The sequence below is a fragment of the Niallia sp. FSL M8-0099 genome (assembly GCF_038006945.1).
Taxonomy (GTDB): domain Bacteria; phylum Bacillota; class Bacilli; order Bacillales; family Cytobacillaceae; genus Niallia; species Niallia circulans.
Genome location: NZ_JBBOWF010000001.1, coordinates 919,260 through 933,133, shown reverse-complemented (window position 1 = coordinate 933,133; position 13,874 = coordinate 919,260). Strand labels below are relative to the sequence as shown.

General features: G+C 35.4%; 10 protein-coding genes. 5 read left to right on the top strand and 5 right to left on the bottom strand.

What is annotated here, in order from left to right; translation table 11 throughout:
• The first annotated feature begins 46 nt into the window (after window positions 1-46).
• Complete coding sequence (locus NSQ92_RS04365) at window positions 47-3,130, top strand: efflux RND transporter permease subunit (protein ID WP_341152404.1); 3,084 nt, start codon at window positions 47-49, stop codon at window positions 3,128-3,130.
• Window positions 3,131-3,625: 495 nt separating this feature from the next.
• On the top strand, window positions 3,626-4,456 hold the full coding sequence (locus tag NSQ92_RS04360; RefSeq protein ID WP_047941393.1) for a dimethylarginine dimethylaminohydrolase family protein: 831 nt from the start codon (window positions 3,626-3,628) through the stop codon (window positions 4,454-4,456).
• Window positions 4,457-4,512: 56 nt separating this feature from the next.
• Here NSQ92_RS04360 and NSQ92_RS04355 read toward each other — a convergent pair whose 3' ends face one another.
• Complete coding sequence (locus NSQ92_RS04355; protein ID WP_336044792.1) at window positions 4,513-5,280, bottom strand: sugar phosphate isomerase/epimerase family protein; 768 nt, start codon at window positions 5,278-5,280, stop codon at window positions 4,513-4,515.
• Window positions 5,281-5,455: 175 nt separating this feature from the next.
• Between NSQ92_RS04355 and NSQ92_RS04350 the strand changes: the two genes are divergently transcribed.
• A complete protein-coding gene (locus NSQ92_RS04350) occupies window positions 5,456-6,253 on the top strand; it encodes a nucleotidyltransferase domain-containing protein (protein ID WP_047941391.1) in 798 nt (265 codons plus the stop codon).
• Between the two features lie 145 nt (window positions 6,254-6,398).
• Here NSQ92_RS04350 and NSQ92_RS04345 read toward each other — a convergent pair whose 3' ends face one another.
• The 3 genes from NSQ92_RS04345 to NSQ92_RS04335 all read right to left on the bottom strand — a co-directional run bounded on the left by NSQ92_RS04345 (window position 6,399) and on the right by NSQ92_RS04335 (window position 10,435).
• Window positions 6,399-7,289, bottom strand: coding sequence for a cation diffusion facilitator family transporter (locus tag NSQ92_RS04345; RefSeq protein WP_047941390.1), 891 nt, complete (start codon window positions 7,287-7,289; stop codon window positions 6,399-6,401).
• 1,119 nt (window positions 7,290-8,408) lie between these two features.
• Window positions 8,409-9,344 carry a glycosyltransferase family 2 protein gene (locus NSQ92_RS04340; protein ID WP_053215825.1) on the bottom strand — a complete coding sequence of 312 codons (936 nt, stop codon included), beginning with the start codon at window positions 9,342-9,344 and terminating at the stop codon, window positions 8,409-8,411.
• Window positions 9,326-10,435, bottom strand: coding sequence for a polysaccharide pyruvyl transferase family protein (locus tag NSQ92_RS04335; protein ID WP_047945043.1), 1,110 nt, complete (start codon window positions 10,433-10,435; stop codon window positions 9,326-9,328). The genes NSQ92_RS04340 and NSQ92_RS04335 overlap by 19 nt, the downstream gene beginning before the upstream one ends.
• A gap of 147 nt (window positions 10,436-10,582) precedes the next feature.
• On the opposite strand from NSQ92_RS04335, the gene NSQ92_RS04330 reads away from it, so the two are divergent.
• Window positions 10,583-11,548 carry a glycosyltransferase gene (locus NSQ92_RS04330; protein ID WP_341152403.1) on the top strand — a complete coding sequence of 322 codons (966 nt, stop codon included), beginning with the start codon at window positions 10,583-10,585 and terminating at the stop codon, window positions 11,546-11,548.
• A complete protein-coding gene (locus tag NSQ92_RS04325) occupies window positions 11,545-12,636 on the top strand; it encodes a polysaccharide pyruvyl transferase family protein (protein ID WP_047945045.1) in 1,092 nt (363 codons plus the stop codon). Before NSQ92_RS04330 ends, NSQ92_RS04325 begins: the two co-directional genes overlap by 4 nt.
• A 166-nt stretch (window positions 12,637-12,802) precedes the next feature.
• Here NSQ92_RS04325 and rfbG read toward each other — a convergent pair whose 3' ends face one another.
• A complete protein-coding gene (rfbG, locus tag NSQ92_RS04320; protein ID WP_047945047.1) occupies window positions 12,803-13,873 on the bottom strand; it encodes a CDP-glucose 4,6-dehydratase in 1,071 nt (356 codons plus the stop codon).
• Between the last annotated feature and the right edge of the window lies 1 nt (window position 13,874).

Below are 13,874 nucleotides of genomic sequence, written 5' to 3'. Positions count from 1 at the left end.
ATTATAAGTAAATGAGTTAGATTAGTCAATAAAGGGAAGGTGTATTATGAAAGGTTTAGTAAATTTTGTGTTAGGTAACAAGCTTGCGGTTTGGTTACTAACCATTATTATTACTGTATCAGGTATCTATTCTGGTACAAGGATGAATATGGAAACCATACCAAATATCTCTATTCCATACTTAACCGTAATGGATGTTTACCCGGGAGCTACTCCGGAGAAGGTGATGGAAGAAGTATCCATGCCGATAGAAAAAGTAGTAGAAAATCTGGAAGATGTTAAAGCTGTCTATTCAAATTCTTATTCGAACATGGCAAATGTTCAACTAGAATATGAATATGGTACAGATATGGATGAAGCAAAACGAGCTTTACAATCCGCTCTGGATAATGTCACCTTACCTGAAGATGCAGAGGAACCTACAATTACAGCAATCAGTATGAATATGATGCCAATTGTAGCGTTAAGTGTCAGCAGTACAGAAGAAGACATTACCGAATTAACATCAACTGTGGAAGATATCATTCTTCCAAAAATCGAAAAGATTGATGGTGTCGCTTCTGCAACTATCACAGGTCAGCATATTGAAGAAGTCGATTTAACATATGACAAAGAAAAAATGGCGCAATTAGATTTAACGGAAGATACTGTTAAAGATATGATTCAAGCGAGTAACTTAGCAGTTTCTTTAGGACTTTACGAGTTTGAAGAAGGCGAACAAGCAGTTGCAATTGACGGGAAATTTATGACAGAAAAAGAACTAAAGAATATGCTTATTCCTGTCACTCCATCTGAACAAAATCCTGCCCCATTCTTAAAACTTAGCGATATTGCAAAAATTGAAGTAGTTGGGAAAGTGGAATCAGTTTCTCGTACAAATGGTAAAGATGCAATCGCCATCCAAATTGTCAAAGGTCAACAAGCAAACACTGTTGATGTTGTTAACAGTGTAAAAGATTTAATTAAAGATGAGCAAAAAAACATTGATGGCTTAGTAATTGATGTTTCTCTCGACCAAGGAGATCCGATTGAAAAATCTGTGTTTACCATGGTTGAAAAAGCAGTATTTGGCTGTTTAATCGCCGTATTAATTATTTTACTATTCTTACGTGATTTTAAATCAACGATTATCTCGATTATTTCCATTCCAGTATCTATTTTCATGGCATTACTGCTATTAAACTGGATGGATATCACGTTAAATATTATGACGCTAGGTGCTATTACGGTGGCAATCGGGCGGGTAATTGATGACTCCATTGTTGTCGTGGAAAATATTTATCGACGCTTGCACCTGAAAGAAGAAAAATTAACTGGCCGCGCGCTTATTAGAGAAGCAACGATTGAAATGTTCAAACCAATCCTGTCTTCTACTTTAGTAACAGTTGCGGTATTTGCTCCATTAATGTTTGTTGGAGGCATGGTTGGAGAATTATTCCGTCCTTTCGCCTTAACAATGGCGTTCTCTCTTGGCGCATCATTACTTGTTGCCATTACAATCGTTCCAGCACTTTCTCATTTCTTATTTAAGAAAAAATTATATAGTGAGAAAACAGAAAGTAATCATAAAGAAGCTGGTAAATTGGCAACTTGGTATAAAGGTATTCTCGAAAAAGCACTTAATCATAAAATCATCACTTCCCTTATCGCTGTTATTTTATTAGCTGGAAGTGTTGCCCTCACTCCTTTAATCGGCTTTAGCTTCCTAGGAAGTGAAGAAGAAAAAACGATGTATATCACCTACACTCCAGAAACTGGTGAACTAAAGGATGAGACATTAAAGAACGTTACAGAAGTAGAAGAAAAAATGCTTGACCGCAAAGATATCGATATCGTTCAATTATCGATTAATGATACAGCTGATGCACAAAGCGCAATGATGGGCATGGGAGCTGGCGGTGCACTTATGTACCTAATCTTTGATGAAGATATGAAAAACTTCCCTGAAGTTCGTGATGAAATTGAGGAATATATTACAAATCTCGATCAATCTGGCGAATGGAAATCCCAAGACTTCTCATCAACCGGGATGTCAACGAATGAAGTCAGCTATACATTCTATAGTGAAGATTTAGATAAGCTGAATGAATCAGTGAAAAAAGTAGAATCTGTGTTAAAAAAGAATGATGGTTTAGAAGATGTTACTACAACAGCTGAAGATGCTTATGTAGAATATACATTTAAAGTAAATCAGGAAGAATTATTACAATATGGGTTAACAGCTGGTCAGCTCCTTGCGACACTAAGCCCTAACAATTCAAAAGATGTATTAACAACGATTGAAAAAGACGGTGAGGAGCTTGATGTTATTGTCCAACAAGAAAAATCAGCACAGCCGAAATCAATCGACGATATGCTAGACACTGAAATTCCAACTGCTACAGGGCAAACAATGCCACTTTCAGAGCTTGTGGATGTAGAAGAAGGAACTACTCTAAATACGCTTTCTCGTAGTAAAGGTGAATACTATGCAACTGTATCAGGAAAAATCCTTGGTGATGATGTTTCGAAAGTAACAAATGAAGTAGATAAAGAAATCGATAAAATCGACTTACCAAAAGGCGTTACAATGGGAGTTGCGGGTGTAACTGCAGATATGAATGAAACATTCACACAGTTAGGTATTGCTATGATTGCTGCTGTTGCGATCGTGTACTTTATCCTTGTTGTTACATTCCGTGAAGGGGTTGCCCCATTCTCGATTCTATTCAGTTTACCATTCGCTGTTATCGGTTCGTTTGTCGGATTGTACCTATCAGGTCAAACCATTTCTGTTTCGGTAATGATGGGGCTCTTAATGTTAATTGGTATTGTTGTAACGAATGCCATTGTATTAGTAGACCGAATCATTCATATGGAACGAGATGGAATGAATATGCGTGAAGCGATTCTTGAAGCAGGATCAACGCGTCTTCGTCCGATTCTAATGACAGCTATTGCAACAATTGGTGCATTAATTCCATTAGCAGTTGGTTCTGGTGGTAGTGGATTAATCTCTAAAGACCTTGGTATTACTGTTATTGGTGGTTTAATCAGTTCTACTTTGTTAACACTTGTTATCGTCCCTATTGTTTATGAAGTTCTTTCCAAACTATTTAAGAAAAATCGTAAAGATATTGACGAAAGCTAATGCTATATGACAAAAGCCAGTGAAGGTTTCTTCACTGGCTTTTGTCTGTCTTCTTTTCCTCTGATTTAGCTATTATAGTGGGATGAATGCTGCTTCTACTGGCTGTTTTTGTAGTTATGGCTTGTATCTCCTTCATGAACGCTACTTCCACTGTTTTTCCTTGCATTTCTGGTTTTCATTTCCCTGATGAACACCACTTCCTTCAGGGTTTCTTGCCAATATGGTTTTCATCCCCTCTATGAACGCCACTTCCACTGTTTTTCCTTGCAATTATGACTTTCATTTCCCTGATGAACACCACTTCCTTCAGGGTTTCTTGCCAATATGGTTTTCATCCCCTCTATGAATGCCATTTCTACCGCTTTTCCTTACAATTGTAGTTTTCATTTCCTTCATGAACATCATCATCCCAAAAAAATGATTGCACAAGTTCTTTCATAAAATAAGCCATTCAGGAAAAACTATTTTCTATACTATAATGGAAAGGGTTTTATCATGAAAATAAATTGTTCCAATGAATATGATCCATTAAAAACAGTAGTCTTAGTTTCTCCTGAATATATGGCTATTAAAGTCCCTATAAATGATATTCAAAAAAAACATGCAAAGAAAAATATTGATAAAAAACTTGCTGTAAAACAGCATGAAATGTTTATAGAAACTCTGCAAAAAAATGGAGTGGAAATAATCCTTCTTCCAGCAGAAGAAAAATACCATGAACAGGTTTTTACAAGAGATATCGGATTCACCTTAGGAAGTCAGATCTTTGTGGCAGAAATGGCACGAGATGCTAGACACGGAGAAGAAAGAGTTTTAATAGATTATTTAAAGAAAAAAGAAATCACTTATACAGATATTAAAGGCAATTTTATTGAAGGCGGCGATGTGATTATTGACGGGAAAACAATTTTTGCAGGCATCAGTCAGCGTACAAATGAAGCAGCTATCCGCCATTTGCAGACCTTGATGCCTTCTTATGATGTCATAGCTGTCCCGTTTACGGATACATATCTCCATCTAGATTGTGTCTTTAATATTCTTTCTCCTACAGAGGGATTAATTTTTCCAGGAGAATTTCATAAAGAAAAAGAAAAATTACTGCGAGAACGATATGATTTTATTCACGTAAGCGCTAAAGAGCAAGAAACATTAGGTACAAATGTATTATCCATTGGCAACAAAAAGGTAATTAGTTTACCTATGAATGAAGGGGTTAATAAAGAATTGCAAAAAAGAGGGTATGAAGTACTCGAGGTTGATTTTTCCGAAATCATTAAATCTGGTGGGTCCTTTCGTTGTTGTTCCATGCCCTTACTTAGAGAATAGGTAAAGGTAAATTTCATCAGTGGGGAAAAATCCCCGCTGATTTATTCTAGTTAAGTTTATATCTTCCGGTCCGTTAACATTTCCTTTAGATTTCGCAAACTAATTTCAATGCTTTCCAATGGAGTTCTTCTAGTTGCATCCTGTTCAATAATCCACCATTGGATATCTGCGTCCTCTCCTTTTTCAAGAATTGCTTGAAAATCAATACTTCCTGTACCTACCTCAGCAAAGAATTGTTCTTCATCTGTTGTCATATCCTTTAAATGAATAAGCTTCATTCTATCTTTATATGTATCAATCCATTTTGCTGGGTCATAATCTCGCTTCGAAAGCCAGTATACATCTGGTTCTGCAAAAACTAATGTAGGATCTGTATCTTCCATTATCGTGGCTAATGCCGTTCTTCCATCACGCAATGTATCTAATTCAAAATCATGATTATGATAACAAAGAGATATCCCTGCTTTTCGACATTCTGCTCCTGCCATATTCAAGAAAGCAATTAGTGATTGATAATCCGCTTCTGTTCTTTTGTCTGGTAAAAGATAGGGACATACTAAAAATTTACTCCCTAATACTACTTGATCTTGAATAACCTGAGAAAGATCGCTCTCCAAATCAACTAATGGTACATGGCATGCTGCTACTCGTAAATTTAGTTCATCCAATAATTCCTTTAATTCTGCTACAGGAATTCCCCCATATCCAGCAAGCTCTACTCCTTGAAATCCAAGATCCGCCACTTTACGGAGGGTTCCGCGAAAATCCTTCTCACACTCATTTCTTAACGTATACATTTGGATGGCAATCGGTATATTCCTCACTTGTACTTCCTCCTCCTTGTTATTCCTTTCCCCCAACTACTCCCTAAAGGGATAGTCAGACAAAATAAGCACTCCCTATCATTGTACATGAGAACGTTATCATTTTGCAGATTAATATGGTAAATCGCTGATTTTTTTGGTAAAATGAGCAAAAATCAATTGGAGGTATATGCCTTTGGAAAACCATATCAGAAAAGTGATTGACCAAACGGAAAAGGAATTTAACATAAAGGTGCTTTATGCATGTGAATCCGGAAGTCGGGCATGGGGCTTTCCATCCAAGGATAGTGATTATGATGTGCGGTTTATTTATATTCATCAGCCAAACTGGTACTTATCGATTGATCGCGGCCGAGATGTAATCGAGATTCCAAACCATGATTCATTATCAATCCCTGTTGATCCCTTATTAGATATGAGCGGCTGGGAACTAACTAAAACGCTTAAGCTTTTTCGCAAGTCCAATCCCCCGTTATTAGAATGGTTACGCTCTAATATGGTATATTATCAGCGTTTTTCAACCATCGATAAAATGAAAGAACTAGAAAAAGAAATATTCTCGCCTGCTTCCATTATCTATCATTATTTAAATATGGCAAAAGGAAATTTTCGAGAATACCTACAAGGAGATACAGTTAAAATCAAAAAATATTTTTATGTATTGAGGCCAATTTTAGCAGCAAAGTGGACTCAAATATACCAAACGGTTCCGCCAATGGAATTCGAAACATTAGTACAAGAACTTATCCCTGCTGGTGACCTTCTTACAAGTATTATAACTTTATTAGAAAGAAAAAAATCTGGCGAAGAATTATCACTCGAACCACGAATCAATCTTATTAATACATTCTTAGAAAGTGAGATTTACCAGCTAGAAGCGTACGCAAAAGGGTTGCAAAAAAATTCGGAAGATCCAACCGAACAATTAAATGAACTATTTCGATTTTCATTAAAAGAAGTCTGGAATTATTAAAAGAGGTCATTGAAAAAGCGTTTATGTGAGAACAACACTTTTTCATGACCTTGTTTAGTTACTACCTAGTTCTATTTAAAAAGTAATTGCTTTTGCATATGCAAGTGGTTAATATGAAAGCTAAATATAAAGGAACAACTGAATGCTAGTCCTTAAAATATGGATTCAAATGAATTAGCACTTCATTAATATTATCGTGCTTTGCCATTAATTTCTTTTTTATTTTTCTAGATAAATCATGACCTTCCTTAATGGTTTTATCGTAATCGATTGAGATACGTAAATCGACTAATATATAGTGACCATGTTCTCTAGCACGGAGTCGGTCAATTCGCTTTACTTCAGCAAATGAAGAAATTATGTCATGATACTCTGCTAAAATTGCCAAATCTATATTCCGCTCCAGTAAAATATCAAAAGCTTCACTTACCATTTCCTTCGCAATTTTAAAAATCAAATAAGCAACAATGATCGTTGCCATCTTATCTCCATAAAGAAATAAATGTATATTCAACTTTTCTCCAAGGATAGAGAAAAGAACACCTATTGCTGCTGCAATGGATGCCACAATATCAGCCTTATGATCATAAGCAATTGCTTCAATTGCTTTACTGCTTTGTTCCTTCGCAATCCTCTTACTATATCGATATAATAGCACTTTCGAAATATAAGAAATAACAGCAACCCACATTGCAATCATACTTGGTGTTGTGATGGGATGGAATAACCCAATTATTACTTCATATACCAAGTAGATAGAGACACATAAAAGAATCATACCAACAATACCAGATACAATTATTTCTGCCTTACCATGTCCATATGGGTGTTCCTGATCTGCCGGTTTATTCGCAATTTTAATAACGACTAAAACAAGAACAGAGGCAAACACATCTGCAGCTGAGTGAATCCCATCGGCAAAAACCGCATCACTATTCCCTATCCAACCCACTATTATTTTCCCAATTGTTAAAATAATATTACTAATTACACTAATCCAAGCTACTCGTTTGGCTAGCAATTCTCTCGATCCCAAATCTCATCAACCTCTTTTATTTTCCAAAAATTTCAATACACTTAAAAAGTCAACTTAAACATATTAGCAGAAAAGAAAGCAGTGGGTCTAGAGAAAAAAAGTTGCCTTCTTACAAATTAATCATTTACTTTTCTTTACGAATGTATTCGTTTGTGGAATAAATCAAAGTAAGAAAATAAGTTATAAGATAGATTGTTTTCTAAGTTATATTCTTTATGGATGATTATTTTTGGATAGTTATGTTGCGAGGAATGAAGCTAACATTTAAATTCAAGTTGGTTTAAATACGGTCAATAAACCAAAATATAATATTATATCAGTCAAAGTGAGGAATTTATCAGCCGCTTTGGATTTAATAGCTAATGTGAGACGGATTTCAGCCTCTGCGAGCGGCTTTTCAGCCAAACTATGGAATTTATCAGCCAAAGCGCAGGGGGAATCAGCCAAACTTGAAAAATATCAGCTAAAACTGCAGAGATATCAGCCAAACTAAGATAATTTCAGCCAATACTGCAGGGGGAATCAGCCAAACTTGAAAAATATCAGCTAAAACTGCAGAGATATCAGCCAAACTTGAAAAATATCAGCCATAACTGCAGGGATATCAGCCAAACTTGAAAAATATCAGCCATAACTGCAGGGGGATCAGCCAAACTTGAAAAATATCAGCCATAACTGCAGGGGGATCAGCCAAACTTGAAAAATATCAGCCAATACTGCAGGGGAATCAGCCAAACTTGAAAAATATCAGCCAATACTGCAGAGGTATCAGCCAAACTTGAAAAATATCAGCCAATACTGCAGGGATATCAGCCAAACTTGAAAAATATCAGCCAATACTGCAGGGATATCAGCTAAACTTGAAAAATATCAGCCAATACTGCAGAGGTATCAGCCAAACTTGAAAAATATCAGCCAATACTGCAGGGGAATCAGCCAAACTTGAAAAATATCAGCCAAACTTGAAAAATATCAGCCATAACTGCAGGGGAATCAGCTAAACTTGAAAAATATCAGCCAAACTAAGATAATTTCAGCCAAACTCCCAATTTTTCAGCAAATACCATAAATAACTACTAGCCCCTGCTTATTTTAGCATGGGGCTTCTCTTTCCTTAGATTACAACTTACGGGCATTTTTTATTATATTTTTTTGGGTAAAACTATATTTATTGCTGATTTTTTTCCAATAGTAGAATAACCAAAGTTTTATTTTTTGCCATTTATATATATTTGCTTTTGTATACTGCAATTCTTGCCAAGCAGAATCTAATTTATTTGCCTCTAGTAATCTTTTACTATAGTCCAATTTTAATTTTGACAAATACAAATCGATATAAGGAACTTCTTCTTTATGAAGCAAATTCTCTAACGAATAAATGATCGGATAGCGATTTAATATGGTCAAATCCATGCATACACTGTTTTCTAACCCGCGATAATAAATGGCATAGCTTTCATTGATATAGGCAATCGAATAGTTCATCCCAATTCGTAACCACATATCTTGATCTTCTCCAAGAGGCTCTCCTTCTTTAAATAAACCTATTTTATCAAAAACTTGCTTTCGGACTGCGATTGCAGAAGAAATGATTGGTAAATCCTTTAATGTTTTTTCAACATAGTTTGTAAATATCCCTTCCCACTTTTCAGGCGTTTGATAAATAGATGGGATTATTTTCTTTTTTGTCGGCAGAACGATTTCATAGCTTGTTGCATAAGCACCGCATTCAGGATATTTATCTTTTAAATATATAATTTTCTCAAGAAAACCAGGTTTCCACTCATCATCTGCATCAATAAACGTAATTAATTCAGCGGTAGCGGCAAGTATCCCCTTGTTTCTAGCTGCTGAGGCACCTTTGTGTTCCATCTTAAGTACCTTAATCCGATCGTCGGCCCAAGTTTCCGCTCTTTCAACACTGCCATCTGTTGAACCATCATCTACAATAATAATCTCAAAATCTTGAAATGTTTGCGAAAGAATGGATATAATTGTTCGTTCAATATATTGTTCTTTATTATATAGCGGAATAACTACTGAGACAGCGACCATCTTGCACCCTCCCAATTTTTCATCGCTAGTGATTGTGCAGCCTTTATCGATAGTTTTGGATACCTATATTGGCCAGCTATAATTTGTTCAAGTGCATGCCATATACTTTCCTCTTCAAAGGAATGGGATGGAATAATATACTCTTTATCTGCTTGAATTTGCTTGGCCCATCCATCACATTTAGGATGATAAGAAAGAATGATCGTCGGTGTATTTGTAATATAGCCAAATACAGAGCTATGAAGTCTCATCCCAATCAATCCTTTTAAGGAGGCAATGGTTCGAAGAGTGTTTATTGGATCCTTATCATAAGACAGATGCTTAATAGGAATTTTTGTGTGTAATTGGTCGATGACTTCACGGTGAATGTCTTGATCTCCAAAAAGAGGATGGCCATTAAAATCAATAAAGACTAACTCTTCTATTTCCTCCTGGTTAAGTCCATTTAAAACATTGACTATTTTTTTCATTCTCGTCTTTTCAATACTTGTATCTCCACCAATATATCTCTCATAGTGACATAAGGAAATTCCTAAACCTTTTCTAGCATGCAACCCATTAAAATTTTCACCAACTACAAGTGGTAAAAGGACTGCTAAATCAAATGTTAATTCTACATTTATATCGGAAGAGAAAGAACGAATTAATTCATAGCTTTCTTCATCTCTACAGCCAATATAATTAAATTTTTCGATAAGCTTTTTACATGCACCTTCAGCAGCCGAATCTCTAAATGGTCCAAAGGATACCCCAATTGCAGCTGCTCCTTTCCCTCTATTTAAATCGATTAAATCGCTATCTCTTGTCATTTTATCTGTCGAATGAAAAACAGAGCCGCCGCCAAATAAAATAAAATCACTCTCATAACAATGCCTGTACAAACGAAGTAAGTTTTCATTACGTTCTTGTTCTTCTTGAACAAAAAGTGCTTCCATTTCTGCATTCAATGGCAGAACAGGCTTTTGTATACATGTCCCATAGATTTTATCCCCAGATAGAAATTTCCGGCTTCCCCAAGAGGATACTAGTAACAATGCATCATCTCCGCCATTCTGTTCTCCATAATAACCTGAAAGAATAATCTTACTCATCTAAGTGCTCCTCCTACCTCTCATATCTCTTAATAGTATATGGACAATCCATAAAATGGTGACTAGCAGTTAACATTTGGACCATTTGCTATGGTCCGATTTATGGGGGACAAGAATAGTATATATAGTAAACATTAGGGAAAGGACATGATGCTGATGACATTAAAGAAGAAAAAAAAGATACTTTTTATTACAAAAAATTGGGAAAATGGGATAGAAAGAAATACGTATTATTTAACAAAAGAATTAAAAAAATACGTTGATATAAGAACCTGGGAGGAAGACGGTAATATAAGTGAAACATTACAGAAAATGAACTTTCAGCCTGACTTTATCCTAGTAAATGATTTACGACCTACCCGATCACCAAAAGTAACTGGACTAAAGGACTGCAATATTCCGTTCGGGATTATCATGCATGATTTAAAATACCAAATGGATCAAAGAAGAGCATTCATTAAAGAAAATAATGTGAAATATATTTTTACCCATTATAGAGATTCTTTTTTGGAATGGTATCCAGAATTTAAAGATAAAATGATATGGTTTCCCCATTATGTAAATATTGATGTATTTAGTGACTTCAAGCAACCGAAAACAATTGATTATTTAATGATGGGTGCTGTCCATCCTACTATTTATCCATTACGTCAAAAAATTCTTGATCAAATGAAAAGTTTATCAAATTTCACCTATCATGAGCATCCTGGCTATTTACACCAACAGTATGATGAGAAATCGTTCAAAGTAGCGAGCAGCTTTGCACAAGAACTGAACAAAGCAAAGATTTTTTTTACTTGTGATTCCATTTATCATTATCCTGTAATGAAATATTATGAGACTTTAGCTTGTAATACTTTATTACTAGCTTCTTGCACAAAAGAGATTAAAGATTTAGGATTCATTCCTGGTGTTCATTTCATTGAAATCGATGAGGAGAATTTTATGCGAAAGGCACAATATCATTTAAGAAATTATGAAACATTAGGGAAAAAAATTGCTTTAAATGGCTATAAAATGGTAAGAAAAAAACATTCTGTACAAGTTCGAGCGCAGCAGCTCCTTGATCATATTGAAGAGATTCTTGCTAAGGAAGGGGGCAATGAACAATGAGAATATTATATCTTGGTTATTTGGGCGTTAATAACATTGGAGATGAAGTTTGTTATGAAGCATTCGCTCAAGCTTGCAAAAGATGGCTTCACGAAGACTATACTTTATTTTCCTACCCAATTAATTCTTCTAAAACCCTAAAAGAATTATATGGAGAAAAACCATTTGATATCGTTATTCTAGGAGGAGGCTCTTTATTTCAAGGCAATTTCTTTATCGATTTGGCATTAGAGGCAATCGAAATGAAACTTCCTCTATATTGCTATGGAACAGGCATTGATTATATGACGGAAGAAACAGTTGAATCCTTTAAAAGGGGTGAATTTCAGTTATCCTCCACCACCTTCAATAATAAAGAGATTAATAGAGATAAAATAAAAAAAGTGATTGAATACTCCACATTCGCAGGTCTTAGAGGACCACTTACACAGAAGTATATAAAGACTTTAAATCCTTCGCCAACGAGTAATTACCAGATAATTGGTGACTCTGGGATGCTATTTACACCCCAAGAAGACGACTATATAAAAAGTAAATACTTGCAGGATCAGGATAAAAAAATAATTGCGGTCAATTGGGGAACCACCCAAAACATCCTTTTTGGCTACGATGAATATAAACTTAAAAATCAAATTATTAAAGCATGTACCAATCTTTTAAAAAAAGGATATCAAATTGTTATTTTTCCAATGTGGGATTTAGATGTCCCTCACTGCAAGGAACTATATGAGAGCATAAAGAAGAAAGGAAAAGTCACATTCATTCCAGAAGTTTGCACAGCTTCACAAATTTATTCTTTCTTATCGCTTTGCCACTTTTCTCTTAACTTAAAGCTGCATGCAAATGTACTTTCTGCATCAAGCGGTACCCCGTTCTTCCAATTAGCTTATCGCTCAAAGGGTGTAGATTTCGCCGCCTCTGTCCACCAATTACCTTATACGTTACTAACCAATACGGAGAAACTAGCTGAAACGATTGAAAACAAAGAATTTTATTTAACAAGCAATAAAAACCGAAAAAAGCTTAGATTAGCAAAAGAGAGAATTGTCGCAAGACATAAAGACTTTATCTTGTCATTAAAAAAGTAATTTAAAAGGGATGTTCCTTTTCTGCGGAACATCCCTTTTATACATATAAAAAGTTGCGTATAACCGATGATTAACAAAAAAATAAAATAGAAGCTCTTTAAACCTTTCCCTTTTATGGAGCCATTCTCTAATAAAGGGAAGGAAAGCTTCTATTAATCGGCTGATTTTATTTTTCATAATCATTTATCTGTTTTAAGCATAGCTCGTAAACGTCCACTTTTTGATACAATCTATACCATTCCACTGTATAATAAACAGTCTGATCAATATTCCATTTGGGATGCCAATCTAAATAATACTTTGCTTTATTTATATCTAAACTAAGAAGCTTTGCTTCATGTTCTGCGGAATAAGAAGGTTCTGCTTCCCATGTGCCACCATTCCAGTGTTCCACAATTTTTTCGGCTAGCTGTTGTACGGTTATCACACTATCTGATTCTGGTCCAAAATTCCAGCTTTCCGCGTATTGTGTTTTTCCCTCGTATAGATAGGCACCAATTTTTAAATAACCTGAAAGCGGCTCTAATACATGCTGCCACGGACGAACAGAATGAGGAGAGCGTAATTTAATCGCTTGATCAGACATTAAGGAACGAACGCTATCAGGAATAATGCGATTTTCCGACCAATCCCCTCCTCCTATTACATTTCCTGCTCGTACAGAAGCAATTAACTTACCATGCTTAGAATATGACTCAATTGGAAAGAAGGAATGCTGATAAGAAGAGATTAATAGTTCACAGCATCCTTTACTGGAACTATACGGATCATATCCTCCCATCGGGTCTGTTTCACGATAGCCCCATACCCATTCTTTATTATCATAACACTTATCACTCGTTACCATTACACCTGCTTTTACAGAAGGTGACTTTCTGATTGCTTCTAACACTTGCATTGTCCCCATTACATTCACTTCATACGTATAGACAGGGTCTTGATAAGATTGCTTCACTAATGGCTGTGCTGCCAAATGAAAGACGATTTCAGGTTGATATTCTTCAAAAACTGCTTGTAGTTTAGCAGCATCACGAATATCTCCCCTAATATCCTTCACTTTATTGTTCAGTTTTGCTAATTTAAATAAACTCTCTTCTCCAATTGGATCTAAAGAATAACCAATTACATTCGCGCCAAGCTTCATTAACCAAATAGCTAGCCAGGAACCTTTAAAACCAGTATGACCAGTTATTAGAACCGTTTTATTTTTATAAATTTTTCGCCAATCAGTTGTCATA